This window comes from Hahella sp. CR1 (assembly GCF_029813005.1).
GTDB lineage: Bacteria > Pseudomonadota > Gammaproteobacteria > Pseudomonadales > Oleiphilaceae > Hahella.
The window spans coordinates 173,516-198,913 of sequence record NZ_JAPELK010000004.1; the positions used below are offsets into that span (position 1 = coordinate 173,516).

24 protein-coding genes are annotated in these 25,398 nt (G+C 55.1%); 14 read left to right on the forward strand and 10 right to left on the reverse strand.

Translation table 11 applies throughout. From position 1 onward, the window contains the following. Positions 1 to 84: 84 nt before the first annotated feature. From ONV78_RS11420 to motD, 7 genes are all read left to right on the forward strand, one after another. The gene (locus ONV78_RS11420; protein ID WP_216734943.1) at positions 85 to 801 is read left to right on the forward strand and encodes an RNA polymerase sigma factor FliA; all 717 of its coding nucleotides are present in this window, start codon (positions 85 to 87) and stop codon (positions 799 to 801) included. Between the two features lie 171 nt (positions 802 to 972). Further along, positions 973 to 1,359, forward strand: coding sequence for a chemotaxis response regulator CheY (gene cheY, locus ONV78_RS11425; RefSeq protein ID WP_127969112.1), 387 nt, complete (start codon positions 973 to 975; stop codon positions 1,357 to 1,359). Positions 1,360 to 1,378: 19 nt separating this feature from the next. Beyond that, entirely contained in the window at positions 1,379 to 2,170 is a 792-nt protein-coding gene (locus ONV78_RS11430) for a protein phosphatase CheZ (protein ID WP_216734942.1), read from the forward strand. A gap of 11 nt (positions 2,171 to 2,181) precedes the next feature. Next, on the forward strand, positions 2,182 to 4,662 hold the full coding sequence (locus ONV78_RS11435) for a chemotaxis protein CheA (protein ID WP_279503224.1): 2,481 nt from the start codon (positions 2,182 to 2,184) through the stop codon (positions 4,660 to 4,662). 55 nt (positions 4,663 to 4,717) lie between these two features. After that, positions 4,718 to 5,890 (forward strand): chemotaxis response regulator protein-glutamate methylesterase, encoded by a 1,173-nt coding sequence (locus ONV78_RS11440; RefSeq protein WP_279503225.1) that lies wholly within the window; start codon positions 4,718 to 4,720, stop codon positions 5,888 to 5,890. Next, positions 5,890 to 6,627 (forward strand): flagellar motor protein, encoded by a 738-nt coding sequence (locus ONV78_RS11445; RefSeq protein ID WP_279503226.1) that lies wholly within the window; start codon positions 5,890 to 5,892, stop codon positions 6,625 to 6,627. The genes ONV78_RS11440 and ONV78_RS11445 overlap by 1 nt, the downstream gene beginning before the upstream one ends. Before the next feature lie 48 nt (positions 6,628 to 6,675). Continuing rightward, complete coding sequence (motD, locus tag ONV78_RS11450; protein WP_216734938.1) at positions 6,676 to 7,458, forward strand: flagellar motor protein MotD; 783 nt, start codon at positions 6,676 to 6,678, stop codon at positions 7,456 to 7,458. Here the strand turns inward: motD and ONV78_RS11455 are convergent. Then, complete coding sequence (locus ONV78_RS11455) at positions 7,442 to 7,624, reverse strand: hypothetical protein (protein ID WP_279503227.1); 183 nt, start codon at positions 7,622 to 7,624, stop codon at positions 7,442 to 7,444. The genes motD and ONV78_RS11455 overlap by 17 nt on opposite strands. Positions 7,625 to 7,753: 129 nt before the next feature. On the opposite strand from ONV78_RS11455, the gene ONV78_RS11460 reads away from it, so the two are divergent. From ONV78_RS11460 to ONV78_RS11475, 4 genes are all read left to right on the forward strand, one after another. After that, entirely contained in the window at positions 7,754 to 8,569 is an 816-nt protein-coding gene (locus ONV78_RS11460; RefSeq protein WP_279503228.1) for a ParA family protein, read from the forward strand. 50 nt (positions 8,570 to 8,619) lie between these two features. Beyond that, entirely contained in the window at positions 8,620 to 9,900 is a 1,281-nt protein-coding gene (locus ONV78_RS11465) for a chemotaxis protein CheW (RefSeq protein WP_279503229.1), read from the forward strand. A gap of 129 nt (positions 9,901 to 10,029) precedes the next feature. Next, positions 10,030 to 10,515 (forward strand): chemotaxis protein CheW, encoded by a 486-nt coding sequence (locus ONV78_RS11470; protein WP_011398905.1) that lies wholly within the window; start codon positions 10,030 to 10,032, stop codon positions 10,513 to 10,515. Positions 10,516 to 10,553: 38 nt separating this feature from the next. After that, entirely contained in the window at positions 10,554 to 10,964 is a 411-nt protein-coding gene (locus ONV78_RS11475) for a DUF2802 domain-containing protein (RefSeq protein WP_279503230.1), read from the forward strand. A gap of 97 nt (positions 10,965 to 11,061) precedes the next feature. Here the strand turns inward: ONV78_RS11475 and ONV78_RS11480 are convergent, their stop codons facing one another. The 4 genes from ONV78_RS11480 to ONV78_RS11495 all read right to left on the reverse strand — a co-directional run bounded on the left by ONV78_RS11480 (position 11,062) and on the right by ONV78_RS11495 (position 16,657). Then, positions 11,062 to 11,712, reverse strand: a complete 651-nt coding sequence (locus ONV78_RS11480) for a hypothetical protein (RefSeq protein WP_279503231.1) — start codon at positions 11,710 to 11,712, stop codon at positions 11,062 to 11,064. Between the two features lie 74 nt (positions 11,713 to 11,786). Next, a complete protein-coding gene (locus tag ONV78_RS11485; protein WP_127969121.1) occupies positions 11,787 to 12,710 on the reverse strand; it encodes a leukocidin family pore-forming toxin in 924 nt (307 codons plus the stop codon). A 331-nt stretch (positions 12,711 to 13,041) separates the two neighbouring features. After that, complete coding sequence (locus ONV78_RS11490) at positions 13,042 to 13,722, reverse strand: hypothetical protein (protein ID WP_279503232.1); 681 nt, start codon at positions 13,720 to 13,722, stop codon at positions 13,042 to 13,044. 181 nt (positions 13,723 to 13,903) lie between these two features. Further along, positions 13,904 to 16,657, reverse strand: coding sequence for an HAD-IC family P-type ATPase (locus ONV78_RS11495; RefSeq protein ID WP_279503233.1), 2,754 nt, complete (start codon positions 16,655 to 16,657; stop codon positions 13,904 to 13,906). A gap of 109 nt (positions 16,658 to 16,766) precedes the next feature. On the opposite strand from ONV78_RS11495, the gene ONV78_RS11500 reads away from it, so the two are divergent. Continuing rightward, positions 16,767 to 17,081 carry a hypothetical protein gene (locus tag ONV78_RS11500; RefSeq protein WP_127969123.1) on the forward strand — a complete coding sequence of 105 codons (315 nt, stop codon included), beginning with the start codon at positions 16,767 to 16,769 and terminating at the stop codon, positions 17,079 to 17,081. Between the two features lie 236 nt (positions 17,082 to 17,317). On the opposite strand, the gene ONV78_RS11505 is transcribed toward ONV78_RS11500, so the two are convergent. Next, the gene (locus ONV78_RS11505) at positions 17,318 to 18,511 is read right to left on the reverse strand and encodes a hypothetical protein (protein ID WP_279503234.1); all 1,194 of its coding nucleotides are present in this window, start codon (positions 18,509 to 18,511) and stop codon (positions 17,318 to 17,320) included. A 238-nt stretch (positions 18,512 to 18,749) separates the two neighbouring features. On the opposite strand from ONV78_RS11505, the gene ONV78_RS11510 reads away from it, so the two are divergent. Further along, positions 18,750 to 19,466, forward strand: coding sequence for a DUF6683 family protein (locus ONV78_RS11510; RefSeq protein ID WP_279503235.1), 717 nt, complete (start codon positions 18,750 to 18,752; stop codon positions 19,464 to 19,466). Positions 19,467 to 19,501: 35 nt separating this feature from the next. Here ONV78_RS11510 and ONV78_RS11515 read toward each other — a convergent pair whose 3' ends face one another. Together ONV78_RS11515 and ONV78_RS11520 are read right to left on the reverse strand one after the other, a co-directional pair. Continuing rightward, positions 19,502 to 20,116, reverse strand: coding sequence for a response regulator (locus ONV78_RS11515; protein WP_279503236.1), 615 nt, complete (start codon positions 20,114 to 20,116; stop codon positions 19,502 to 19,504). A gap of 71 nt (positions 20,117 to 20,187) precedes the next feature. After that, positions 20,188 to 21,366, reverse strand: a complete 1,179-nt coding sequence (locus tag ONV78_RS11520; RefSeq protein WP_279503237.1) for an ATP-binding protein — start codon at positions 21,364 to 21,366, stop codon at positions 20,188 to 20,190. Positions 21,367 to 21,670: 304 nt separating this feature from the next. Between ONV78_RS11520 and ONV78_RS11525 the strand changes: the two genes are divergently transcribed. Further along, a complete protein-coding gene (locus ONV78_RS11525; RefSeq protein WP_279503239.1) occupies positions 21,671 to 22,009 on the forward strand; it encodes a YebG family protein in 339 nt (112 codons plus the stop codon). A 40-nt stretch (positions 22,010 to 22,049) separates the two neighbouring features. Here ONV78_RS11525 and codA read toward each other — a convergent pair whose 3' ends face one another. Both codA and leuA read right to left on the reverse strand, forming a co-directional pair. Then, positions 22,050 to 23,300: a cytosine deaminase gene (codA, locus tag ONV78_RS11530; RefSeq protein WP_216734926.1), complete on the reverse strand. Its 1,251-nt coding sequence runs from the start codon at positions 23,298 to 23,300 to the stop codon at positions 22,050 to 22,052. Between the two features lie 185 nt (positions 23,301 to 23,485). Further along, positions 23,486 to 25,168, reverse strand: coding sequence for a 2-isopropylmalate synthase (gene leuA / locus ONV78_RS11535; RefSeq protein WP_279503240.1), 1,683 nt, complete (start codon positions 25,166 to 25,168; stop codon positions 23,486 to 23,488). Between the last annotated feature and the right edge of the window lie 230 nt (positions 25,169 to 25,398).

Genomic DNA, 25,398 nt, shown 5'->3' on the forward strand with positions numbered 1-25,398 from the left:
AACACCCATGAGAACGTTTTTGTTGAAATCATCCGGTTTATTGCAGGCCTTGCGCGCAAATTCATGTCATTGGCGAACACTTATATGATGTATAGCGAGACGCGGGCGGAGCGCGCCGACACTTTGGTCAGGCAATACGCGCCTCTGGTCAAGCGCATCGCGCATCACCTGATCGCCCGTCTGCCCGCCAGCGTGCAGGTGGATGATTTGATTCAGGCGGGCATGATCGGACTGCTGGAAGCCGCGCAGAAATATGACGCCAGCAAAGGCGCCAAATTCGAAACCTATGCAGGCATCCGCATTCGCGGCGCCATGGTGGACGAAATTCGTAAAGGCGATTGGGTGCCGCGCTCCGTGCACCGCAACGCCCGCAATATCGCGGACGCGATACACACTATTGAAGCCCGCACCGGCCGAGACGCGTCGGATGCGGAAGTGGCGGCAGAGCTGGGCATACCCCTGGAGCAATACCACGCCAGCCTGCGCGACGCCAGTTCGGGGAAGCTGTTCAGCCTGGAAGAGCTGGGCGTTCACGGGGAGGGCGGCTCTGACGACGAAACGTTAACCACCGACAATCCCCTCAGCGACATCGAACAAAACGCCTTTCTGGAAAAATTGAGCGCCGCGATAGACGGTTTGCCGGAACGGGAGAAGCTGGTGCTGTCTCTCTACTATGACGAAGAACTCAACCTCAAGGAAATCGGCCAGGTGCTCTCAGTCAGCGAGTCCCGGGTCAGTCAGATTCATTCCCAGGCGACCTTGCGACTGCGATCCCGTCTCTCAGACTGGAAAAACAGCTAAATCAAGCCATTGCCTGCGCAGGTTAATGTTTTTTCGAAATCAGCATCCTGCGGTCATGTTTTCTAAAACAACTTGTATCAAAAAACTGGATAGTACGGCGCGACCAGCTAGACTTACTCAGTAGAGTAATGAAATCAAAGGGTTTCCAGCGTCGCCATTGTGGAGGTTACATTGGACAAGAACATGAAAATCCTCGTTGTAGATGACTTTTCAACAATGAGGCGGATTATTAAAAACCTGCTTCGGGATTTGGGCTTCACCAATACCGATGAAGCGGATGACGGGTCCACCGCGCTGCCGATGTTAAAAACCGGGAAGTTTGATTTTCTGGTCACTGACTGGAATATGCCCGGAATGACGGGAATCGAATTACTCCAGGCTGTTCGCGCTGATGATAGTCTGAAAAACCTGCCGGTGCTCATGGTGACGGCGGAAGCCAAACGGGATCAGATTGTCGCAGCGGCGCAGGCGGGTGTTAACGGGTATGTGGTGAAGCCGTTTACTGCGGCCGTGCTGAAGGAAAAGATAGAGAAAATCTTCGAGCGGATCGACTCATAATAAAACCGCAGGAATTACTATGACCAATGAACAGCAGCCACCATCCTCCTCCCAAGAGGAAATTGAGACGCGCTTGAGCGAGCAGGCGGCGAGCTTGATGGAGCACGTTAGTAAGGGGGACTTTGGCGAAGCGTTGCGGGTAATTTCCGACCTTAATGACACTCGGGACCGTACGCTGTACCACGAAGTGGGCAAGTTGACCCGTTCGTTGCACGAAGCCATACGCAATTTCAATATCGACATGGGCAATGTGAGGATGAATCAGGAGGAGGAGCTGTCGAAAATCGCTGACGCCTCTGATCGCCTTTCCTATGTGGTCGATATGACCAACAAAGCCGCCAACAAGACCATGGATATGGTGGAAGCGAGCATGCCTGTGGCGATAGAGATGAAGCAGGAGGCCCATGAGCTGAAGGAAGCCTGGGGACGACTGCGCCGTCGGGAAATGGACCCCTCTGAGTTCCGTGAGCTGTATAAGCGCATTGATAAGTTTTTGGTGGATCTGGCCGCTAACAGCGACAAGGTGTACACCAATCTGTCGGAAATATTATTGGCTCAGGACTTTCAGGATCTCACGGGACAGGTCATCAACAAGGTTACCGGTCTGGTCAAGGAAGTAGAAGTGAATCTGGTCAAGCTGGTCGCCATGGCGGGCAAGGTTGACCGCATAACAGGCATTCAGCATGAGATGAAAGCCGAAGAAGAGTCTATTACAAAAGGGCACGGCCCGCAGATCCAGACCGAAGGACGCTCAGATGTCGTCGCCAGCCAGGACGACGTGGACGACCTTCTTTCCAGCCTTGGTTTCTGAGGAGCACATGAATGGGGTTTGAAGCGGACGAAGAAATCCTGCAGGACTTTCTAGTCGAAGCGGGAGAAATTCTTGAACAGCTCTCAGAGCAGTTGGTGGAACTGGAGCAGAACCCGGACGACCGCGATCTGCTGAACGCCATTTTCCGTGGGTTCCACACCGTCAAAGGCGGCGCCGGTTTCCTTCAGTTGGACGCCCTGGTGGAATGCTGCCACGTGGCGGAAAACGTCTTTGACCTGTTGCGAAACGGCCAGCTCGGCGTCGACTCCGAATTGATGGATGTCGTGCTGCAGACGCTGGACGCCGTCAACGAAATGTTTTCCCAGGTGAAAATGCGGGAAGAACTGACCCCCGCCGCGCCCGAACTCATGGCTGCCCTGGAGCGACTGGCCAGCGGCGAGTCCGCTGCTGTGGCGGAAGAGGCTGACGAGCCCGCCGAAGAAGCCGTGGAAGAGCACGAAGAAGACGCGGCTGAAGAAGTTGAAGAGCCTGTGGCGTCGGCGGAAGGCGATATCACCGACGACGAATTCGAGAATCTGCTCAACGCCCTGGACGATGAAGACGGCGGCGAGAAAGCGGAGGCGTCGGAGTCGAAAGGCGAAGGCGATGAAATCACCGAAGACGAGTTCGAGAAACTGTTGGATCAACTGCATGGTCCCGGTAAGTTTGGAGGTCCCCAGGAAGGCAAACCCGCCAAGGCTGCTCCCGAACCCGCTCCGGTTCCTCAGGAAGAAGCGGCTGAAGCCGTGTCCGCCGGCGATGGTGATGAAATCACCGACGATGAATTTGAAGCCTTGCTGGATGAACTGCACGGCAAAGGCAAGTTTGACGGCGCCGTCTCTGACGGGACTGAGCAGAAGAAAGCCCCCGCTGCGGATAAGAAAGGCAAACCTGCGGCAAAAGCCGAGCCTGAAAAGCCTGCAAAGAAAGTAGAGAAAAAAGAGGAAGCCGCCGCTGGCGACTCGGAACTGATTACCGACGACGAATTCGAAAAACTGCTGGACGAGTTACACGGCTCCGGCAAGGGACCTAGTCCTACCGGCGGCGCCAAGCCCGCCGCGGCGAAACCGGCGGAAAAGGCGGCTGTGAAAAAAGAGCCCGCCAAGAAGGAGCCGGTCAAGAAAGAACCGCCCAAAGTCGTCAAGCCCGCGCCAGCTCCAGCCCGCGCCGAGCCGGACGAAGAACGGCGTCAGCCTGCGGCGAGCGCCGCCGCTGGAAAAGACGCCCAGGCCAGCATCGCGACGGAAACCACGGTGCGGGTGGACACCAAACGCCTCGACGACATCATGAACATGGTCGGCGAACTAGTGCTGGTGCGTAACCGTCTTAAGCGTTTAGGCGAAGAGTTCGCCGACGAGAACATGAGCAAAGCCGTGTCCAATCTGGACGTGGTTACCAGCGACTTGCAATCCGCCGTCATGCAGACGCGGATGCAGCCCATCAAGAAAGTATTTGGCCGTTTCCCCCGCGTGGTGAGGGATCTGGCGCGCAACCTGCGCAAAGAAGTCAATCTGGTGTTGCGTGGGGAAGACACCGACCTGGATAAGAACCTGGTCGAAGCTCTGTCCGACCCACTGGTCCACTTGGTGCGTAACGCAGTGGACCACGGTATCGAATCTCCCGAAGCGCGCGAGCAAAAAGGCAAACCGCGGGTAGGGCGCGTGGTGCTGGCGGCGGAGCAGGAAGGCGATCATATTCTGCTGTCCATCGAAGACGACGGCGCGGGTATGGACCCGGTGGTGTTGCGTCAGAAAGCAGTGGAAAAAGGCATCTACGACGTGGACGCCGCGGAGCGTCTCACCGACAACGAGGCGTATAACCTGATATTCGCGCCGGGCTTCTCCACCAAGACGGAAATATCCGATGTGTCCGGGCGTGGCGTCGGGATGGATGTGGTCAAAACCAAGATCACCCAGTTGAACGGCACTATCCATATTGAATCAGAGTTGGGGCGCGGTTCGCGCATTGTAATCAAAGTGCCGTTGACCCTCGCCATCATGCCGACCTTGATGGTGATGCTGGGAGATCAGGCGTTCGCTTTCCCATTGGTGAGCGTGGTGGAAATATTCCACCTTGACCTGACCCAGACTAATATCGTTGATGGGCAGGAATGTATTGTGGTGCGCGAGAATGTGTTCCCGCTGTTCCACATCAAACGCTGGCTGGTGAAAGGCGCGCAATTCGAACCTACGGAAGAGAATGGTCATGTGGTGATTGTCTCTGTCGGCACCAAGCGCGTGGGCTTTGTGGTCGATCAGCTGGTCGGCCAGGAAGAGGTGGTCATTAAACCCTTGGGCAAAATGCTGCACGGCACGCCGGGAATGGCCGGCGCCACTATCACCGGAGACGGGCGCATTGCGCTGATACTGGACATTCCCAGCATGCTTGGACGCTACGCCAAGTCCAGCAAAGTATACGGTCGGCCGACGTTCAGGAAGAGTCAGTTGGTGGCGGACTCGGATGAAACGGAGCCCGCGGCTTCCGCAGGCTGAGCGCCTGTCATAAGGCGCAGCGGCGGAGTGATTTCCAAAAACGGGAGACCGATGAATGGCCTTAAAGGTCCTGGTAGTAGATGATTCGGGATTTTTCAGACGTCGCCTTTGCGAGATCCTGAACTCCATCAGCGATGTCGATGTCGTCGGCACGGCCAGCAATGGCCGCGAAGGCGTGGACATGGCGCTTAAACTGAAGCCCGACGTCATCACCATGGACTACGAGATGCCGGTCATGGACGGCATTACTGCGGTTAGGGAAATCATGCGGACTCAGCCCACGCCGGTCTTGATGTTTTCCTCTCTTACCTACGAAGGCGCACGAGTGACCTTTGACGCCCTGGAAGCCGGCGCGGTGGATTTTCTACCGAAGAGCTTCGAGGCGATGTCCGGCGACGCCTCCAAGATCAAACGCCTGCTGCACGACCGCATTAAAGAAGTTTCGCGAGCCAAATATCGTATGTCCGGGGCCTCCGCTCCAGCGCCGGAACCGGCCAAACCTGCGCCGCCGACGCCTGTACGCGAGCCGCCCAAGCCCGCCGCGCCGACGCCGCGCGCCGTGGAACCACGCGCCAAGGCGCCGCCGGCCAAACCGGAACCGAAGGTAGAGCCAAAACCGGAAGTGAAGGTGGCGAAAACCCGACGCACGCCGCGTCAGGACTATAAAGTGGTGCTGATCGGCACTTCCACTGGCGGTCCGGTGGCGCTGCAAAAAATTCTCACCCGCTTACCGGGCGCGTTCCCTGCGCCGCTGGTGCTGGTGCAGCATATGCCGGCCTCTTTCACGCCGGCGTTTGCTGAACGTCTGAATCGTCTGTCGCAACTGTCCGTCAAACAGGCGGAGAACGGCGAGATCCTCAAGCCCGGATGGGCCTACATCGCCCCCGGAGGCAAACAGACTTTGATTGAACGCGTTGGTGCTCAGGCTCGGGTCAAAATTCTCGACGGCGACGAGCGCTTGCACTACAAACCCTGCGTGGACGTCACTTTCGGCTCCTGCGCCAAGATGTTTCCCGGCAAAGTACTGGGCGTCATCTTGACCGGCATGGGCGCGGACGGCCGCGAAGGTTGTCGCATGCTGAAAGAGAGTGGTTCTGTGGTCTGGTCTCAGGATGAAGCGACCAGTGTGATTTACGGTATGCCGATGGCGGTGGCCACCGCCGGTCTGTCGGATGAAGTCTTAGCCCTGGATGAATTTGCGCCGCGGTTGATTGACGGTGTCGGATAATGGACTTACTCAGCATCGTGGGCGTCCTGATCGCCCTGGTGGCGATCATCGGCGGCAACCTGATCGAAGGCGGCGATGTTTCCTCCTTACTGAATCTGCCGGCGGCGCTGATCGTCATTGGCGGCACGTTCGGCGCTATCGTGCTGCAGCACTCCGGCAAGGTGTTGAAGCGTTCCTTTAAGCAGTTTCTCTGGGTTTTTCTCCCTCCCTATCTTAGCTTTGAAGACGACATCCAGAAGGTCATCTCCTGGAGCATGGTGGCGCGCAAGGAAGGGCTGTTGGGATTGGAGTCCGTAGCGGAAAAAGAGCGCGATCCGTTTTCCCGCAAAGGGCTGCAACTGCTGGTGGACGGCGCTGAGCCGGAATCCATCCGCAGCATCATGGAACTGGAGCTTAACAGCCGCGAGCAGCGTGATCTGGACGCCAGCAAAGTCTATGAAGCTATGGGCGGCTACGCGCCTACATTGGGGATTCTCGGCGCCGTGCTTGGGTTGATTCAGGTCATGAGCCATTTGGAGGACCCTTCCATGTTAGGGCCCGGCATCGCCACGGCCTTTGTCGCCACTATCTACGGGGTCGCGCTGGCCAACCTGTTCTACTTTCCCATCGCCAATAAATTGAAAGGCATTGTGCACGAGCAATCGCTGCTGCGGGAAATGATGATCGAAGGCATCGTCGCTATCGCCGAAGGAGAGAATCCCAAAGCAATAGAATTGAAGCTGAAAGGGTTTCTGTAATGAAGCCTGTTGTTACCCCTTCATGTCGATAAGCGGGAGTCGCCAGTTATGAGAAAGCGCCGCCGCAACCGGGAAGAATCCCATAACCACGAACGCTGGCTGGTGTCCTATGCGGACTTCATCACCCTGCTGTTCGCGTTTTTCGTGGTGATGTATTCGGTTTCCTCCGTCAACGAGGGCAAGTACAAAGTCCTGTCTGAAACGTTGGAAGGGGTGTTCAACGCCACGCAACGCAGCCTTAACCCTATTCAGGTTGGACAGCAGACAGCGGCGCCTCCGCAAAGTGAATCGCCTGCGATACAGCCTTTCGACAGTCCGGAAAGCCAGCCCGGCGAAACCACGGAAGAGCAGGAAGGGGAGCGCTTGCGGGAAATCGCCAATCGGTTTAACTACCGGCTAAAAGGGTTGATTGGACAAGGCATGGTGTCCATCAACGAGAATGACAACTGGATCGAGCTGTCCCTGCGTAACAATCTGCTGTTCAACAGTGGCGACGCCGTGCCGGTGGACGCTGCGTTCAATCTGATCGACGGCATCGCCGGCATCCTCAAAGACTACCCCAACGCCATTCTGGTGGAGGGCTTCACTGACAACGTGCCTATTCGCAGCTCGATTTATCCTTCCAACTGGGAGCTTTCCTCGGCGCGTTCTGCGGCGGTGGCGCGCTTGCTGATTATCGGCGGCGTTGACCCAAGACGTCTGGCGGCGGTGGGATACGGCGAATATCAGCCGGTCGCCCGTAACGATACCACCGAGGGGCGGCAAAGAAACCGTCGAGTGGTTTTGTTGGTGGCCAAGGACGCCAAAGTGCGTCTCACCATGCGGCGCTGACCAGGTCAGGGCAGACGCGCAGTTTTCCCGCCAATTGACGGTTTATCCTGCTGAAACAGGCCGCGAGATCCCGGCGTTGGCATATATCGTGCTGTCCCACCATGGCGAAACAGGGAGAGACGGATTGCGGCGCTGATTTGCCGACGTTGCGCATAAGGATTGTCATTAATGTCCGTCACTGTGAGCTTCTATACTGTCATTAGGAACTCTGTTGCGACATGACGAATATGCGCCGCAGAGACGCTGTGACGCGCTGTCGTCACCTATCTGAACATCAACGCGGGGAGTATCGACCGTGCGAATCTGGACCGTCGCGAATCAAAAAGGAGGCGTGGGTAAAACCACCACCGCCGTCGCCCTCGGCGGGATTCTGGCGCAACAAGGCAAGCGGGTGCTGTTGCTGGACCTTGATCCGCACGGCTCGCTGACGTCTTATTTTAAATATGACCCGGACAGTATCCGCGGCAGCGTATACGACTTATTCATGCATGAGGGCAAAGTGCCGGCGGATTTGCCGCGCACTCTGATCCGCGACACCAGCCACCCCAATCTTAAGCTGTTGCCGGCGTCTACGGCGCAAGCCACGCTGGAGCGGAAAATGGTGGGTGTGGAAGGCATGGGATTAATCATTTCCAAGGCGCTGGCGCACTTGTGGGACGACTTCGATTACGCCTTTCTGGATAACACGCCGGTGCTTGGCGTATTGCTCATCAATGCGCTGGCGGCCTGCCAGCATATTCTGATTCCGGTGCAGACGGAATTTCTGGCGCTGAAGGGGCTGGAACGCATGCTGCACACCCTTGGCATGGTGATGAAGAGTCAGAAGAATCCGCTTTCCTATACTGTCATTCCCACGATGTTCGACCGTCGCACGCAGGCGTCGGTGCAGACCTTCCGCACGCTGCGACATCAGTATGGCGATGTGGTCTGGCGCTATGCGATTCCCGTGGACACCAAATTCCGCGACGCCAGCCGGGCGGGCGTGATTCCTTCCATGTACGACGCCGCCACCCATGGCGTGCGCGGCTATGAAAAACTGTTGCATGACCTGTTGGAAGCCAACGTGGGGTTCAATCCGCCGACTCAGGCCCAGGCGGGCGGCGCGGCTTAACTAAAGGGCGGCGGAGGTCGCCGCAGGCATTAAAGGATATTTGTTGAGTAATGGCAGATAAGCAGTTCGCCGATCCTGATAACTACGATAAGGCAGTCCTCGATTACATTGACGACCTGCTGCGCCCCCCTGCGCCTGAGCCGAAGCCGGCGCCAGACAAGGATAACGAGCCTTCTGACGTTGATTTGTCGGCGCAGGAGGACAAGTCCGTCACTACGGCTGCGTCTGCGGCGGAGTCTGACCTCAAAGAGGCCTCAAACCAGACCGGTGTGCGTAAGCAACCCTCGACCACAGTGAATGACCCACAGCAGGCTCAGTCACAACCCACAAAACCGCAACCAACGAAATCGCCGCCGGAGATGCCTGAGACCGAACGCGCTATAGCCGCACCGCGTCATAAAGCGGTTTCGCCAGGGAAGGAGGTGGACATGAACACGGCGGAGAAAGAAAGCGCCTCGACGCATTCCGCAGCGGAGGCGTTACTGGAACAAGGGCGCATGACTCTGGCGCGCCAACGTATGCTCGCCCGGCAGGCGGAGCAGGCGCGTCTGGCTTTGCAGGAACCGCCCAGGCTGGTGATGCCGATGCCCAAGGTGGCTCCGCCGTCGCCAGCGCCAGTGGAGACGGAAAAAAAACCGTCGGTGGCGGAGCGAAGCGCGGCGTTACGGGAGAAGTTAAAGCAATGGCGTGTCTCGGAATCGACAGAAGAAGAGCCGGAACCGCAGTCGCTGGCGCGTCAAAAAGTTGAAGCGAGGCGTCAAGAACGTGACGCGCCGACGGCGGTGGAGCCGGAAGTAGCGCAGCAGGAGGAGGTTGACGTTGAGGCTGGCTCCGGCGGCGCGCCGGATGGATGGGCCGCTAACGGCAGGCCGGTGTGGGCGCAGGAGCGTTTCGAGTGCCTTCTGTTTAACGTGGCGGGTCTGAAATTGGCGGTGCCGCTGATTTCTCTTGGCGGCGTGCATGCGATGGATCATGAAACCACGCCGCTGTTCGGTATGCCCTCCTGGTTCGTCGGGCTGATACCTGTAGCAGGAATGAATGTGAGAGTTGTGGATACAGCGCAATGGGTCATGCCTGACCGCTATAAGTCGCAATACCGCGAAAATATCCGCTACATCATTCGCTTGCATGATTCTGAGTGGGGGCTTGGCTGCGATTTCATCGCGGAAGCATTTACTCTGGACCCGGATCAAGTGCGCTGGCGCAGCGAACGTTCTAAGCGTCCATGGCTGGCCGGCACAGTGGTGACGCATATGTGTGCGCTGCTGGATGTGGATGGACTGGAGCAACAATTGAATCAGTCGTCCGCCAAAGCTGGCAAAAAAAGCTGACGCGGAGCCGACGACGGACCTGGGGCGGTTGGCAAAATCGGCTGGCATAGATCCTGCGTTGTTCTATATTAATTAAGTACAAACGCTAGAAATTTGACGCTCAGCGTCGGGAGAAAGAGGTTAAACGCTATGGCATCCTATTCAGGGCAGGGCCAAAGTTCAGAAGATCCGATTCTGCAATACGTGACCTTCAAGTTGGATCATGAAACTTACGGCATCAATGTTATGCAGATCCAGGAGGTGTTGCGCTATACGGAAATCGCCCCGGTGCCTGGCGCGCCGGACTACGTTCTCGGCATCATCAATCTGCGCGGCAATGTCGTCACGGTCATCGACACCCGCAAGCGGTTTGGCTTGTCGGAAGCGGAGGTGAGCGATCACACCCGGATTGTGGTGATAGAGGTGGATAATCAAGTCGTGGGCATTCTGGTGGACTCTGTGGCGGAAGTGGTTTATCTGCGGCAGTCGGAAATGGAAACCGCTCCAAATGTCGGCAACGAGGAAAGCGCCAAGTTCATTCAAGGCGTCTGCAACAAGAATGGAGAACTGATTATTCTGGTTGAATTCGAAAAAATGATGTCAGAAGAAGAGTGGTCCGAGGTGGCGTCCTTGTGATCAGTCTCACCCAATAAGCTGGCGCGGGAGGATAAGTTATGAATCCGCAATTCATGAGTTGGGAGCTGCTTGTGTCCCTGTGTTTCGGGCTGGTCGTCGCCATTGCCTGTTTCACTCTCTGTCGGATGCAGGCCAAGCGCATTGTACGTCTGGAAATCGAGGTCGGGCAGATGCGGGATAAGCTCAATATGCTCTCCGACAGTGGCATTGGCGTGGGCCGAAAGGTGGTTTCCATTGATCAGCGTCTGAAAGCCGCTGAACTCAAGCAAAAAGAACTGCAAACCATGGATGTGCAAAAGGTGTCTTACAATGAAGCGGCCCGCCTGTTGTCGTTGGGCGCGGAAGTGGAGGATTTGGTGAAAGCCTGCGGCCTGACCAGGGCGGAGGCGGATCTGATTAAAGCGCTGCATTCCAGCCAGACTGGAGCGCAGAGACCGGCTCGGCATTGACCCGAACCGATTCCGCCTGACCGGAGGGCGGACGAACAGGTTTATCTATTAAAACGCAAACCCGGCTGTGGCGCTGTCGCCGCAGCCGGGTTTGTCGTTATAGAGTCTCTTTGGTTTCTTTTTCTTGTTTCAATAACGCCACCGCCAGTTTGACGTCCTCGGACAGTGAGCTGTCCTCGCCTTTCTTATGCACCGGCAACACCATGAAATGAACGCTGCCGTCTGCGTTGGTCACACTGGTGGCGATGATGGCGTCGCCCTCAGTCGCTGCGCCGTAGTAATCTGCGATAATATCCGACGGCTTCTCCGTCAGACCGCCAAGCCGTTCTGCTTCTGTATTGTCGAAAAGAAGAATCTCGCCGGACTGGGAAAGCTTCTGCAGCAGCCTTTCTGTTTGCGGATCGAACGGGAAATTACTGGTGTCGACATAGCGTAACCCTTCCGCTTCGATAAAGTCGTACAGCTCTGCGCTAAGCGATGTGGACGCCTGCGATACCCAGGGGCCTGTGTCCTGAACCGGCTCTTCCACCTCGGGAGCCGCTTCGGCCTCCGCCTGTTGCGTGGCTTCCTCCATAAATTCGGGAGACACGCTCGTCAGCGTTGCGTCCTGGTTGTCCGCCTGGATTTCCGTCGCCGTGGTTTGCGGTGCGGAGTTCGCGTCAGCGTCGTCGCCGCTTGTGTGGTAGAGAAAAACGCCCGCCGCCAGACATAAGGGCGCGCCCCATAAAACCAATTTTTTTACTGACATAATGATCACCTTCTACTTGTCATGTCCGCTGGAAGTGGCTCCCCTTGGGGGAGCCGTCAGCCTGATGGGGTCCGTTAGTGGTACAGGCCGTCCTTCCATGAGATAGACACGACGCGATTGGCTTTGGTCCACTCGCTGTAGTCGTGGTAGCCCTTCCAGCTGAAATTGGAGTGGAAAGAGCACCAGTCGCGAGCGAAGTGGTAATGAGTCTTCTGCCAGTTCGCTTCCAGCTTCAAGCGCGTGTAGTCGACGCCGTCGTTCAAATCGTATTTGCGGTACAGCACCACCGCTTCCGGTTTGAAGTCTGACGTCATCACTGTCGGCAATTCGCTGGTCGGGATGAGGTTGTTGATGCCACAGCCCCAGAACAGATAAGTCCATGCGTAAAGCAGGTTATCTTTCGGCGGCGTGCGGTGTTTGATGGTCTGGCTGACGATATTCCAGGTCACGCCTTCGTTGCCCTGGTCAAAATCGGTCACCGTCTTGAACTCGTCCTGATTGTAGGTAATCCGTGTGCTCCAGGAGACGCCGCCATTAATGCTTGGCGATTCCTCGTTAAGCGTAAAGCCCAGGTTGAAGTCCGTTGATTCGCTCACCTGAGCGCTGGAGATAGTGTTGGAGGGAGCGTGACTCAGGTGGCGCAGTCTGGAGCCGTCCTGATATCCCACTTTTAGCTGGAACGCCGTCGGCACCGTATAACGGTAGTCCGCGCTGGTTCCTGACTCATACAGAGTCTGACGGGAAGGCACGTTGGTCATATCGAACCCCGAGCCTCCGTTGAGCACCAGTTTTACTTCCTTGATCCCTTCAGGATAGTGCGACTGGTTCCAGGCGTTTTGTACGGTGTAAACGAGCCGGATACGTTTGCTCCTGGCGTCGCTGTCATCCAATTCGTACAAAGTGCTGGTGTAAGATTGAATAGTGTCTCCCGCATGGGCGAGGCCGGCTGTGAGACACAGTCCGGTTAACACTTTTGCATACAGCTTTGCGGTTCTCATACTTATTTTACCTCGCGTCAGCTTTTACTATTTTTGTTGTTGGCCTATGCAGATTGAATTAAGAAAAATCAAAAAGAACAGGCTTCTGTATCGTATAAGTAGGTTTTTTGACCTGCAATTGGCTCATGATAAGTTGTCATGTTGAGCCCTGATGATGGCGCGAAAAGATAACCCTTAAACTAACCGCCAAAGGCGAAATAAGCGCGGAAACGACGTTTTTGAGAGAAGGGAATAAGGCTCTACGCCATGTGTGGCATGGTATTTGGCCGCTTAACTATTGCGTGAAGAGAAAGGGCGGCGTGAGTGCGCCGCCCCTGAAGAAAGCTGAACGTTATTTGGTCTCTTCTGGCGCCGTGTTGGGTGTGGCGGCGGTATCCGCTTTTTTCGCACGAGGAGTTTTGGCGCTACTTGGTTTTTTGGGCGCTGCTGCTTTAGCAGGTTTGCTCGCAGAGGTCTTGGCCGCGCCGGCTTTGGTCGCTGGAGTTTTACGCGCAGGACTTTTAGCGGGCGTTTTCTTGGCGGCTGGCTTTTTGGCTGTGGTGGTCGCTGCTGTTGAACCCGTTTTCTTGGCGGTGGTTTTTGCCGCCGCGGGTTTGCTGGCGGGCGCTTTTTTCGCCGCTGGCTTGCGGGTGGCGGTTTTGGTTGTAGAGGCTTTTTTCGCGGTGGACGTTTTCGCTGGCGCTTTTGCCGTCAACGCCGCAACCGGCGCGGGTTTTTTGAGTGAGGCCAGGCCCAGACGGTCCATGAACTGTTCCTGCAGCGCATTGATTTCGTTGACCACTTTCTGATATTCAGCCTGGATTTTCTTGAGTTCTTTTTCTCGCAGCTCTTCCAGTTCTTTAATCAGTTTCATCACCGGCTCTTTAATCTGCTTTTGAATTTCTTCCGCTTGCTTATAGAAATCCGCAAGAATCGCCTGTATCTGCTCAGTGGCTTTATGCAGTTCTTTGGAAACCACATCTCCTAACTTTTCGATGTTCTTTTTGACGATGCCCTTCTCTTTTTTTGCCATTGTGTTACTCCAGTGTGATAAGCCAAGCGTTATATATTTTTCGTTGAAACCGGCAGGCAGTCGATGCATCCGGAATCCCTTTCGCGACAGGTTATTTCTCTATCGTTCAGCACAAGAAATAACCTGATAATGTCCTGCAACTATTATGGGAAATATTTGAATATTCAACCTAATTCCGGGACTAATCGCTGTTTTTTTGACCTTTAACGACGCTCATAACAAATTTCTCTATCTCGGTGATGATAAAGACGCTGGAGCCCACGAGGGCGATGGCGAGCCAATCCGACAGCGATAAGGCGGTGGAACTGAACAGGCGTTGCATCGGCGGCGCATAGGTGAAAAGCAGTTGGAAAAGAAGCAGGATGGTGACGGAGTAGAGCGCCATCCGGTTGCTGGTTAGCTGGCGCCAGGAGGTGATGTTTTCCATGAGCATACGTGTATTGAAAAGATAAAAAATTTCAAACATCACCAGCGTATTCACCGCCACCGTACGCGCGTGTTCCAGAGATGCGCCGGCGGATTGGGTCCATCCAAACAGACCGAAAGATCCGAGCACCATAATCAATGACACACTGAGCACCCGCCATAACAGCAGCGGGTCGAGCAGCGACTCGCCGGGCCGTCGGGGAGGGCGCGCCATGATATTGCGCTCCGCCGGTTCGAAAGACAGCGCCAACGCCAGGGTCACGGCGGTGATCATGTTGATCCAGAGAATCTGCACTGGCGTAATTGGCATGGCGACGCCGAGCACGACGGCGGCGAGTATCATCAAGGCTTCGCCGCAACTGGTAGGCAACACAAAGACAATTGCCTTTTTGAAGTTGTCGAAGATGCGGCGGCCTTCCTCCACGGCGGCGGTGATCGTGGAGAAGTTGTCGTCCAGCAGAATAATCTGAGCGGCCTCCTTGGCGACCTCGGTGCCCTGACGTCCCATGGCGACACCGATGCCCGCCCGCTTCAGCGCAGGCGCATCGTTGACCCCATCGCCAGTCATGGCCACGATTTCTCCCGACTGTTGCAACGCTTCCACCAGCCGCAATTTGTGCAATGGCGTGGTGCGGGCGAAGATGTTGCAACGCTGCGCCGCCGCTTTCAACGCTTCGTCATCCAGGTTGTCGATGTCTGCGCCAGTGATGACGCCATCACCGACTGGAAGACGAATGGATTCAGCGATGGCCTGCGCGGTTTTAGGGTTATCGCCAGTGATCATTTTGACCACGATGCCCGCCTGCAAGGTTTTCTCCAGCGCAGGAGCGGTCTCCTCCCGTGGTGGATCGATCATCGCGACGGCGCCGAGAAACTGGATGTGCGCCAGCGGTAATTGGGTAGGCAGTGCGGCAATGGCGTCCGGCGTCGCGATGTAAGCGAAGGCCAGCAGGCGTTGTCCTTGCGCAGCGCGTTGATTGAAGCGCATGTTCCAGCGCTGAGTTTCTTCTTCGGACAGCGTTGTCGAACAGAGTTGCAGAACTCTTTCCGGGGCGCCTTTAATGCAGATGAAGTGGCTGCCGTTACTATCGTGGTGGAGCGTCGCCATGAACAGGTTGTCGGCGCTAAACGGCAGCACATCCAGCCTGGGGTGGTCTTTGCGGGCTTGCGCGCTGTCCCAGCCGGCTTTGGCGGCGAAGGTCACCAGAGCCGCCTCAGTAGGGTCTCCCTGAGGCGTCCAGATATCATCCTGTTTATGAATGTCGGCGTCGTTACAGAGCAACGCCGTCAGACTCAGTCGCGCCAGTTCGGGGTGACTCTGCGCGCTGACCAGACGCTCATCGAAGGTGATTTCTCCATGTGGATCGTAGCCGGCCCCGGAAACATCCATGCTGTTTTCGCCGGCATCGAGACTGACCACTGTCATTTCATTCTTCGTCAGAGTGCCGGTCTTATCGGTGCAGATAACGGTTACGGCCCCCAGTGTCTCCACCGCAGGCATCCGTCGTACGATCGCGTTGCGCTTCGCCATCATCTGGACGCCGAGGGCCAGTGTGATCGTGAGGATCGCAGGGAGACCTTCCGGGATCGCCGCGACGGCCAATCCCACCGCCGCCAGGAACATGTCCGCTGCGCTGTAGTCGCGTAACCAGTACCCCGTCATGAAACACACGATAGAAAGCAAAAGAATCCACCAGGATAGTTTTGCGCTGAATTCCGCCATCTGTTTCAGCAATGGCGTTTCAATTGCGTTGACTTGGCGTAGCAGAGCGCTGATCTTGCCGAACTCTGTTATTTCCCCAGTGGCGACTACCACGCCATGTCCCTGGCCGCGAGTCACCAGGGAACCCGCATACGCCATGCAGGTGCGACCGGCCAGTTCCGTATCCGGCGGGGTAGGCTGCGTTTGTTTGCTAACCGCTTCCGACTCGCCTGTTAGCACGGCTTCACTGATATGCAGATCGCTGGTCTGGATGAGGCGCATGTCGGCGGGAGCGCGATCGCCAGCTTGCAGGAGCACGATGTCGCCAGGAACCAGGACGCTGGCCGGGAGAGATTGCAGACGCCCGTCCCGGCGCACACTGACGGTAAAGGTCACCATGCGCCTGATAGCCTGTAAGGCCTTTTCGGCGCGACCTTCTTGTAGGTAGCCTATCAGCCCATTAATGATCACCACCATCAAGATCACACTGGCGTCCAGCCAATGACGCATGATCAGGGTAATGGCGGCGGACAGCAGCAGGACGTAAATGAGCGGGTTGTTGAACTGGCGCAGCAGCCTTTGCCAGGCGCTTTCCCCTGACTGTTCCGCGATGATGTTTTCGCCATGACGGCGCAATCGCTCTTCCGCCTCGCTGGAGCTAAGGCCGTCTGTACTGGTCTTCATGGCGGCCAGTGTTTTCTCGATGGGCGATGCATGCCAGCAGTCCGGTGGCGTCACATGCGGGAGGCCGGAAATGATCTCGCCTGGAGCAGGCGAGGGGCGTTGAGGAATATGAAGTCCGTTCACAGTATCGCCTTAATCAGTCAATGCGTAGAGATCAAAATTTGCGCCGAGACAGAGCGAACAATTTTTTTCATCGATCGCTGGAGTAGCTTATACAGGCTGATAGCCATGTATGACGGCGTTGTGTCAGTCACTATGCATAGAGCGGGCTGGCGAATACCTGTCAGGGATCAAATTTTCCCATAAGTATGGGATTGTTACCTTTGTCATCCTTCCCTACAATTGGCGGCGAAATCACTTCGTCAGCGAGGAAACCATGCGCCAGGAAACGTCCGCTCTGATCGACGAGATATATCAATTGACCTTGGATATGAGCAAGTATTCTCCCGAGTTGGAGAAAGATAAAGCCGAACTGGAGTCGAAGCAGGAAGAGGTTCGGATTTTATGGGAGCAGCTTGCAGAGTTGGTTTGCGCCGAGCACGTTTGATCCACGTCGGCTGAATTAAATCATCTCAGGTTGAAAAATTAGGGCGGTGAAGACCGCCCTCAAAACGCTATGGTTACATGACCTAACGTAATGTGGCTTTAGCGGTTGTCAGAACAGTTTGTCAGTTTGACCCCCGTTGCAGGGTATTTCACACATAAACCCTGAGAGCGCCAACTAGGGAAATCCCCAGTTGCACTTGAGCAGCTCAGTGGTTTAAGCCGCTACCGCCTTTTACATCATTCATCTTGTTGTGTATAGCTGGTCCCGCCCAAATTGAACATGCCGATGTCTTTACAGCCGTTGTTCGGGAAAAAGAAGAACCCCATGCGCTCTTTGCGGCCATCGTCGAAGCTGAAGTCAGCCTGATATCCTGTCAGGCGGTAAACACCTGAATGCTGTGTGTCGCTTTTGGCGACCATCGTCTGACTGACGCCGCCAGCGGATTTATTCAGTTCGAAGCGACCATTACGATGCAAGGTGATGTCCCTCGCGATAAACACTTGGCTACTAAGTCCGCTGACGCTCTGCGCGCCAAATGTTCCTAACATTTTCCAGGTTCCTTCCAGGGTTTCGTCAGCGTCGGCGGGGAAGACGGGATAAATATCTTCCGGCTTGATTTCCCGGGGCTTCCCGTTCGGGAGTTGAAACAGGTATCCCGTCCCTTGCGCTCGCCAATGCCCCCAGTCTTGCTTCCGAGCCTGTTTGCAGGCGGGTATGTCGAGATCTGTGATCGCCGCGTCCATGTCCCGATACAGCTCGCCGTTTTTGAATAAAGTGTAAGGCTGAAAATGGATCAACATCATGCTGCCGTTGTAGCGGTGCTCACGGACGGCGAAGATTTTTTCTACGTCGCTGCTATCAGGGCCGGCGTCAGTAGAAATGCAGGACAAAGCGCTTTGTGAAAGCAGGACGGGATGCGCAGACTGTGGCTGTATTGTTTGATTATATCCGGGTGAATTGGTTGGCGGTTGTTTATGAGAGGCGTCTGTAATGGCCGCGTACAGTTCAGGGTGCATTCGCACTGGATTGAAACGATCGTCCTGAAGCACGTCTGAGTATGTATCACAGAGTAAGTCTTGATGCTCAGTCAGCTTTGCGCGCAATTTCTCCTCTACCTGCAACAGACTGCCGTCAATGGCTGGAGTGCGCTGTTTCAGGCTGTTTACGGATGCTTCAATCAGGTCCGCCTGATTTCGCTTACGCCAGGATTGGTAATGCGACGAGTTGGCCTTGACACCACAAAGGCGGCGCAGAATGTCCATGGTTAGCACGGGGGTATAAAGCGTCATCACGGTTTTCACGCTGGGAGGCGTCGACGCAAAAGCAGAATAGGCCCCAGGCGGGCTGCTCAGAAACAGAAGCACGCCGAGCAGCATCGAAAAAGGAGCGGATTCGGCGTGGCCCCTGATGTTAATTCTTGTCGAAGTCATTGAACCTGACTGGAGCATCATCAAGTAGTGGGCTGGTAAAGCTAACTAATTGAAGGGCAATAGATAAACTAGGGTTTCTCCCAGGTGTTTTCCTTTTGATTAAATCGTTTACCGTAATGCCTCGCATCAAAGCTCTGGCGTGTCGGCGAATGTAATTGAGGTGAGCTGTTTTTGTTGTCGCTGCGTTTCGATTGCAACTCTTCGCCGGGTTAGCGTCAGCCTAATGAGGAGAATTTAAATGAGAGTTCCTGGAATTCTATATTCCATTTTTTTACCGTTGTTGTGTCTTTGGGGGCATACCGCTAAAGCGTCCGGTGATGCACTGGATGATATCGCCGGCTCAATGAACTCCGCGTTTGAAATGGCGCTGAGTGAGACTGACAATACGGCTTCAGCCTCTGGCGGCGATAATGGGGCTGTGCCTGAAAAGGGCGCTTTCTTCACCCCATCAAAAGAAGTCAGTGCTGAGATTAAAGAAAAAATGATCACAGAAATGCTGAAAAAAGTTCCCGCCGATAAAGAGGCTGAACTGCGTGCGGCATTCGCCGAGATCGACATCATGCAGTTGATGGGCGATGCGGTGAAGAAAGACGGTTATCAGGCTAATGATCTGGCTCTGGCCATGGCGGCCTGGGTCACCACATCCTTTAGCATTCTCAACGATCAGGAAACCAACGACGCTGAAGATCGAGCAGTATGGAAGCAGTTTCGACAGGTAATTGCGACAAATCCTTCACTTGCCGGACTATCCGATCGGGATAAGCAAGTTACGGCGGAGACGCTGTACTGGTATTCCGCATTCGCCGCCAACGACTATCAGCAAGCCAAAGCGGGGACACCCGGGTGGAAGCTGGATGAGGTCAAAGACTATGTGAAACGTGATCTCAAAGCGCGCAAAATTCATCCCGAGCTGGTTACGATTTCCGCTGAAGGCGGTTTGGTTGCTCGTAAGTAATTTCGCCGTGCAGGGACGCACAGCCTTCTGTTCTTTTACTCATAGCCCAAAGATAACCGGACTAGATCCTGTACGTTACGAGCCCCCAATTTGCTCGCCATGTTGGCGCGATGCAGTTCCACGGTTTTCACGCTAATGCCAAGGATATCTGCAATGGTTTTATTCAGTTTTCCGGCGCACACATGGGTCAACACCTGGCGTTCCCTGGGGGATAAGCGCCCCAGTTTTTCCTTGGCCGCCTGTGGGTTGCGCAATGCGGACCCGGGTTCTGAAATAGCGCTTTTCACGGTTTCCACCAGAATGGAATTTTCGAAAGGCTTTTCCAGAAAGTTCGCTGCGCCCATGCGCATGGCGCTGACGGCTAAAGTGACGTCTGCGTGTCCGGTTATGAGAACGACGGGAATGGAAATACGACGTGCGCGTAGTTCCTCCATCAGCTCCAATCCATTAATGTCAGGCATGCGTAGATCGGTCACGACACATTTGTCGCTCAATGGAATGCCTGCGTTTTCCAGTTGCTGAAGTCTCGCCAAAAGGCCTGTGGCCCGGTTGAAGTCTTCTACCTGCAAGCCGGCCGCCTCCAGCATCCAGACGGTGGAGCGGCGGAAGTCTTCGTTATCGTCTACTAATAAAATTTGTGCTGCGTTCATGCTTGTCTCTTCGAAAAGATGTATCCACAAAAATAATCTGCAGGGCCGCGTTTCTAGCGACTTGCCGTCACTTAGTCAGGAGGGCGTACAGGCGTCTTAGTTGCGGCTAAAGGCAAAGTGAAAGAGAAAACAGAGCCGCCATCGGGGTTATCGTTAAACTCCAGCGTTCCGTGATGAAGCTCGATAAAGGACTTGCTGATAGCGAGACCTGCACCCATGCCATCAGGTTTGGTCGTGAAGAAGGGAGTGAACAGGCGATTGCGGAAATGTTGGGGAATGCCGCAGCCTTTATCTGTCACGCTGACTTTAACCCGGTCCTGGGAAATGACTTGGGCGTCCACAATGAGTTCACGTTCTTGGATTGGCGTGTCGCGCATGGCGTCCAGCGCGTTGCGAATCAAATTTCCCAGGGTTTGCTCGATCATGATTCTATCCACGCAGACATTAGGTAGGTCCGTCGCTATCAGCAGGCGGGTCTTTACTTGGCGTCGATGAGTTTCGAGTTGAAGAAGCTCCAGCACGCCGCTGGCCAACTGACGCAAAGAAATTTCATCTGCGCGCGGCTCTCTCGACGTTACGAATTTACGTATGCGGGCAACCACGGCCGCCGCCTGATGAGCCTGCCGAATAGCAAGCTGCACGGCTTCTTCCGGCTTATCGACGCCAGTATGCTTTTCAAGCAGTAGCTTGGCGGCGTTAAGGTAATTGAGAATTGCGCCGATGGGCTGATTCAGTTCATGGGTCAAGGCTGTCGCCATCTCGCCAATCGACATACTTTTGGAGGCTTGCTGCAACTGGGCGTGCATGTCTTCAGGTCTTAGCAGCAGTAGCGACGGCTCTTCCACTTTCTGTACTGATAACAATAATCTCACGCCTTCGGCATCATGAAACGGCGCGCTATTTAGCGTATAAAAAACGCCGGTTTCCGGGTAATGCGCTTGCAGCGAAAACGCGTCGCCTTTTAAGTGCGCCTCTTTGCTTTCAACAGGTTGAAACAGCTGCAGGAATGAGTCGCGATGCGACGTCAGACGAGATTGCGTTTTTTTGTCGCCACTAAACTCACGTAGAAACAACGTGTTGCAGGCGATAAATTCACCTTGGCGAGAATGCACGGCGGCAGGATAGGGGAGGGCGTTCAAGAGTGGATATTTTGCACCGCCATGGGAGGCGTTGGCGGCTTTGGATTCCTTGTACGCAATGATGTCAGGCTGATACGCATTGGCTGCAAGCCTGTTTTTTAACATAAGCATCTTTCTGTCCTCCCTGCACTGTCAGATACCTGGATTAAACCTCGCATTCCCTAATTCTGATGAGCGAGAATGCCGCTTAATCCGAACGTCAAACTGGCGGTTATCCTAAATGCCTTGCGCGACGAGGCGCAATCATATATTCGGACTATTACCATTTGGTTATCTCTTGTGTTTGCAATAAAAATCTACTCATTGAGCCTTTATTTTCATATGGTTACTGTGTTTGGATGAATCTTGTGTGACGCTCTTGACCTGATCTTAAAACTGTATGAATATACAGAGGCTAATTTTAGGAGGCGACAAAATGGCCGTAGTGACCCTGTATATGAGTGACAGAGACCCATCACAACAGATGTTTAAATCCAAGAAAGAAGCTGACGATCATGACAAAAAGCTTGAGCTCGCCGAAGGCGTGTCTCATTTCCTGGCGCAACGCCTGACTTCTTTGAATGAAGGTTTGGCGGAAGAAATTGGCATGCTGGTCGCTAATCACAAGGAAGCGTTCGCAACAGCGTTCAAAGGCAAGGTTGACGTCTTGTTTGAAGAGTCGCCAGAGCCTGCTCCCAGCGCAGAAGAAGAGACTAAAGAGAGCGCCAAGGTTAAAGACAGCGGCAAAGTGCGGGCGATAGCCGGCAAGGGCTGATGAGAAGGGACGTAGTCAGCGTCCCTTGGATGTAAACAGTCTAAAGCTGAATGTTTTGCGTCACCACCGCCGGTGTTTGTTGCATGATGATGTCGCCTGCGCGAATGGAGGCTGTCACCACGCTTTGGCGGCGCAAGACTTCATAGTCGTCAGGTCCGTCCAGCAGGATGAAGTTGGCGGGTTTGCCGACTTCTACGCCGTAACGGTCCTGAATGTTCAGCACTTTGGCGCTGTTATGACTGATCAGGTCCAGCGCATTGCGGTAGTCGTCATAGCCCATCATATGGCATATGTGCAGCGCGAAGTCCAAAGTGCGCAGCAGATTGCCATTGCCCAGGGAGTACCATGGGTCCTGAATGGAGTCTTGGCCGAGGCCGACATTGAGACCCGCTTCTAACAGCTCCTTCACTCGAGTGACGCCGCGACGTTTGGGAAAGTTGTCGAACCTGCCTTGCAAATGAATGCTTTCTGTTGGGCAAGATACAAAGTTTATCTGTGACATTTTCAGCAGGCGAAACAGGCGACTGCAATAGGCGTTATCGTATGAGTGCATCGCCGTGGTATGGCTGGCGGTTACCCGGTGGCCCATATCGCGCTTCAAAGCTTCCGCCGCCAGTACTTCCAGGAACCTGGAGCCGGGATCGTCTATTTCATCGCAGTGCACGTCGACAAGGCGGTCGTATTTTTCCGCCAGATCCATAAGGATTTTGACTGACTCCACGCCATAGTCGCGGGTGAACTCGAAATGAGGAATGCCGCCAACCACATCGACGCCCATCTCGACGGCTTTTTCCATCAATTGAACGCCATTGGGATAGGAAAGAATGCCTTCCTGTGGAAACGCCACCAGCTGCAGCTCAATCCAGGGCGCTACTTCCTGTTTGATCTCAAGCAGGGCTTCCAGCGCCGTCAATGTTGGATCGGTGACATCTACATGAGAGCGTACGGCCTGCACGCCGTATTGGGTCAGCATTTTCAGGGTGCGGCGCGTACGCTGCTTAACGTCTTCATGGGTCACCATGGCTTTGCGCTCAGACCAGCGCTCTATGCCCTCAAATAATGTGCCGCTCATGTTCCAACTAGGCTCGCCCGCGGTGCCTGTCGCGTCCAGATGGATATGGGGCTCTACAAAGGGGGCGCTGACAAGACGCTCGCCAGCGTCCAGCAAAATTTCCACGTCCGACTGCGGAAGCTCCGCCATGGGCAATATGGCGCTGATCTGGCCCTGGTTAATCTGAATGGCGTATAAACCGTCCTGGCCGCGTAAACGGACGTTGGTGACGTATTTCATTGAGGGACTCACCTGATTATTTATTCTGAAGCGGACATTTTCCGTAAATGACCTGCAACTGTCGACAGCTTCCAGCAATATCAGGTGTTAGCAATATCAAATGACAGGCGTGAGAGGTTGTAATGATGGGACGTCTGAGAGGGACAAAAAAAGGGCCCTGATGCAGGGCCCAATGGGGTATAGAGTTAGACGGCTTCCCTTTGATTGCTGTCGGAGGTGATCTGAGCATGTCTGCCCACCGTCGACAACAGCGCCTGGAGGGTGGCGGTGGTGGTGTCTTCCGCCAAAGCGGCGGCGCTGAATGGCGCGCCGTTGATCATGACTTTGATGCAGGCGAGGGCGTTGGCGTCGGTGCCCTCGCCAAGCGCGAATTCATCGTAAGCCTCTACGGCGATGCTGATGCGGTAGCGACTCTCCAACGCGGCGGCCACCGCCTCCACGCCGCCATGACCTTGGCCGCGGATGCCAGAGATAATGGCGTCGTCGCCGAATTCAATTTGCACCTGTACGGCTTCGTCAGTTCTATGCATATCGTAGGTGCGCAACCGCCATCCTTTGGGCGTGCTCAGATAGCGTTCCTCAAACAAGCGGTGAATGGTGCGGGAGTCAATTTCACCGCCTTCGGACTCCGCTTCATGCTGCACGACTTTGGCGAATTCGATCTGCAACCAGCGCGGCAGACTGATGTTGTAATCGCGCTCCAGCACATGAGCGACGCCGCCTTTGCCGGACTGGCTGTTAATGCGAACCACTTCTTCGTAGCGTCTGCCCAGGTCGAAAGGATCGATAGGCAGGTACGCGACGTTCCAGATGTCGTCCTCTTTACGTTTATGCAGACACTTGCGAATCGCATCCTGGTGGCTGCCTGAGAACGCGGTGAAGACCAGATCGCCGGCGTAAGGATGGCGCGGGTGTGTGCTGATCTCAGTGCAAGCTTCGACGGTATCGATAATCTCGGACATATCGGACAGATCCAGCATGGGATCAATGCCCTGGGAATACAGGTTCATGGCCATGGTGACCAGATCCATGTTGCCGGTGCGCTCACCGTTGCCCAGCAGGGTTCCCTCGACTCTGTCAGCGCCAGCCATTACCGCCAGTTCAGCCGCCGCTACGCCGCAGCCACGGTCGTTGTGAGTGTGTACGCTGACAATAACGTGTTCCCGTTGATGGATGTTGTCGCACATCCATTCGATCTGGTCGGCGAATACGTTAGGCGTCGCCATCTCAACCGTCGCGGGAAGGTTGATGATGACTTTGCGGCCGTTTTCCGGGCGCCATACAGCGTTCACGGCGTTGACGACTTCGACGGCGAAATCCAGCTCTGTGCCAGTAAAGCTCTCCGGTGAGTACTCAAAACTCCACTGGGTTTCTGGATGCTTTTCAGCATGCGCCAGCACTTCCTGGGCTCCGCGTACCGCAATGGCTTTGATGCCTTCGCGGTCTAACCCGAATACCTGTTCGCGCTGTACGGTGGAGGTGGAGTTATAAACATGAACGATCGCTTGTTTGACGCCCTGCAGCGCTTCATAAGTACGTGCGATCAGCTCGGGACGCGCCTGAGTCAGCACCTGAATAGTGACGTCGTCCGGAATGCGATTTTCTTCAATCAGCTTGCGGCAGAAATCAAAGTCAGGCTGGCTGGCAGCGGGGAAGCCGATTTCGATTTCCTTAAACCCACATTTCACCAGGAGGTCGAACAGTCGCTGCTTTTGACTAACGTTCATTGGCTTGATCAAAGCCTGGTTGCCGTCGCGCAGGTCAACTGCGCACCAGATGGGCGCTTGTTCGATAACCTGATCCGGCCAGCGGCGGTCCGCCTTACGGATAGGAGTGAATGGACGATATTTGCGGTGGTCGAAAGCCATGGAAATCAGCCTCGTAAGTCTTCCTGTTCGAATTGAGCGGGCGTTAGTGTGTCCCGCATCCATTTAGGTTTTGAGCGCAATGGCTCTGGTTCGCTTGAGCTTGTGGCCCGTTATGCCGCCTCGCCTTGTGAGCCAGGCCGGCTGACGTCTCGTAATAAGGTGAGTGCGCCTTAAAGAGATGTGCAGTCAGGAAAGCAATAATACCGAGAATGGCGCGCAATGAGTTTGCG

Excerpts from the sequence above, each read along its gene's own strand:
- ONV78_RS11420 (WP_216734943.1), top strand. The coding sequence starts at position 85 with ATGATGTATAGCGAGACGCGGGCGGAGCGCGCCGACACTTTGGTCAGG.
- ONV78_RS11430 (WP_216734942.1), top strand. The coding sequence starts at position 1,379 with ATGACCAATGAACAGCAGCCACCATCCTCCTCCCAAGAGGAAATTGAG.
- ONV78_RS11435 (WP_279503224.1), top strand. The coding sequence starts at position 2,182 with ATGGGGTTTGAAGCGGACGAAGAAATCCTGCAGGACTTTCTAGTCGAA.
- ONV78_RS11440 (WP_279503225.1), top strand. The coding sequence starts at position 4,718 with ATGGCCTTAAAGGTCCTGGTAGTAGATGATTCGGGATTTTTCAGACGT.
- ONV78_RS11445 (WP_279503226.1), top strand. The coding sequence starts at position 5,890 with ATGGACTTACTCAGCATCGTGGGCGTCCTGATCGCCCTGGTGGCGATC.
- motD (WP_216734938.1), top strand. The coding sequence starts at position 6,676 with ATGAGAAAGCGCCGCCGCAACCGGGAAGAATCCCATAACCACGAACGC.
- ONV78_RS11455 (WP_279503227.1), bottom strand. The coding sequence starts at position 7,624 with ATGACAATCCTTATGCGCAACGTCGGCAAATCAGCGCCGCAATCCGTC.
- ONV78_RS11465 (WP_279503229.1), top strand. The coding sequence starts at position 8,620 with ATGGCAGATAAGCAGTTCGCCGATCCTGATAACTACGATAAGGCAGTC.
- ONV78_RS11470 (WP_011398905.1), top strand. The coding sequence starts at position 10,030 with ATGGCATCCTATTCAGGGCAGGGCCAAAGTTCAGAAGATCCGATTCTG.
- ONV78_RS11475 (WP_279503230.1), top strand. The coding sequence starts at position 10,554 with ATGAATCCGCAATTCATGAGTTGGGAGCTGCTTGTGTCCCTGTGTTTC.
- ONV78_RS11480 (WP_279503231.1), bottom strand. The coding sequence starts at position 11,712 with ATGTCAGTAAAAAAATTGGTTTTATGGGGCGCGCCCTTATGTCTGGCG.
- ONV78_RS11485 (WP_127969121.1), bottom strand. The coding sequence starts at position 12,710 with ATGAGAACCGCAAAGCTGTATGCAAAAGTGTTAACCGGACTGTGTCTC.
- ONV78_RS11490 (WP_279503232.1), bottom strand. The coding sequence starts at position 13,722 with ATGGCAAAAAAAGAGAAGGGCATCGTCAAAAAGAACATCGAAAAGTTA.
- ONV78_RS11500 (WP_127969123.1), top strand. The coding sequence starts at position 16,767 with ATGACGGCGTTGTGTCAGTCACTATGCATAGAGCGGGCTGGCGAATAC.
- ONV78_RS11505 (WP_279503234.1), bottom strand. The coding sequence starts at position 18,511 with ATGACTTCGACAAGAATTAACATCAGGGGCCACGCCGAATCCGCTCCT.
- ONV78_RS11510 (WP_279503235.1), top strand. The coding sequence starts at position 18,750 with ATGAGAGTTCCTGGAATTCTATATTCCATTTTTTTACCGTTGTTGTGT.
- ONV78_RS11515 (WP_279503236.1), bottom strand. The coding sequence starts at position 20,116 with ATGAACGCAGCACAAATTTTATTAGTAGACGATAACGAAGACTTCCGC.
- ONV78_RS11520 (WP_279503237.1), bottom strand. The coding sequence starts at position 21,366 with ATGCTTATGTTAAAAAACAGGCTTGCAGCCAATGCGTATCAGCCTGAC.
- ONV78_RS11525 (WP_279503239.1), top strand. The coding sequence starts at position 21,671 with ATGGCCGTAGTGACCCTGTATATGAGTGACAGAGACCCATCACAACAG.
- codA (WP_216734926.1), bottom strand. The coding sequence starts at position 23,300 with ATGAAATACGTCACCAACGTCCGTTTACGCGGCCAGGACGGTTTATAC.
- leuA (WP_279503240.1), bottom strand. The coding sequence starts at position 25,168 with ATGGCTTTCGACCACCGCAAATATCGTCCATTCACTCCTATCCGTAAG.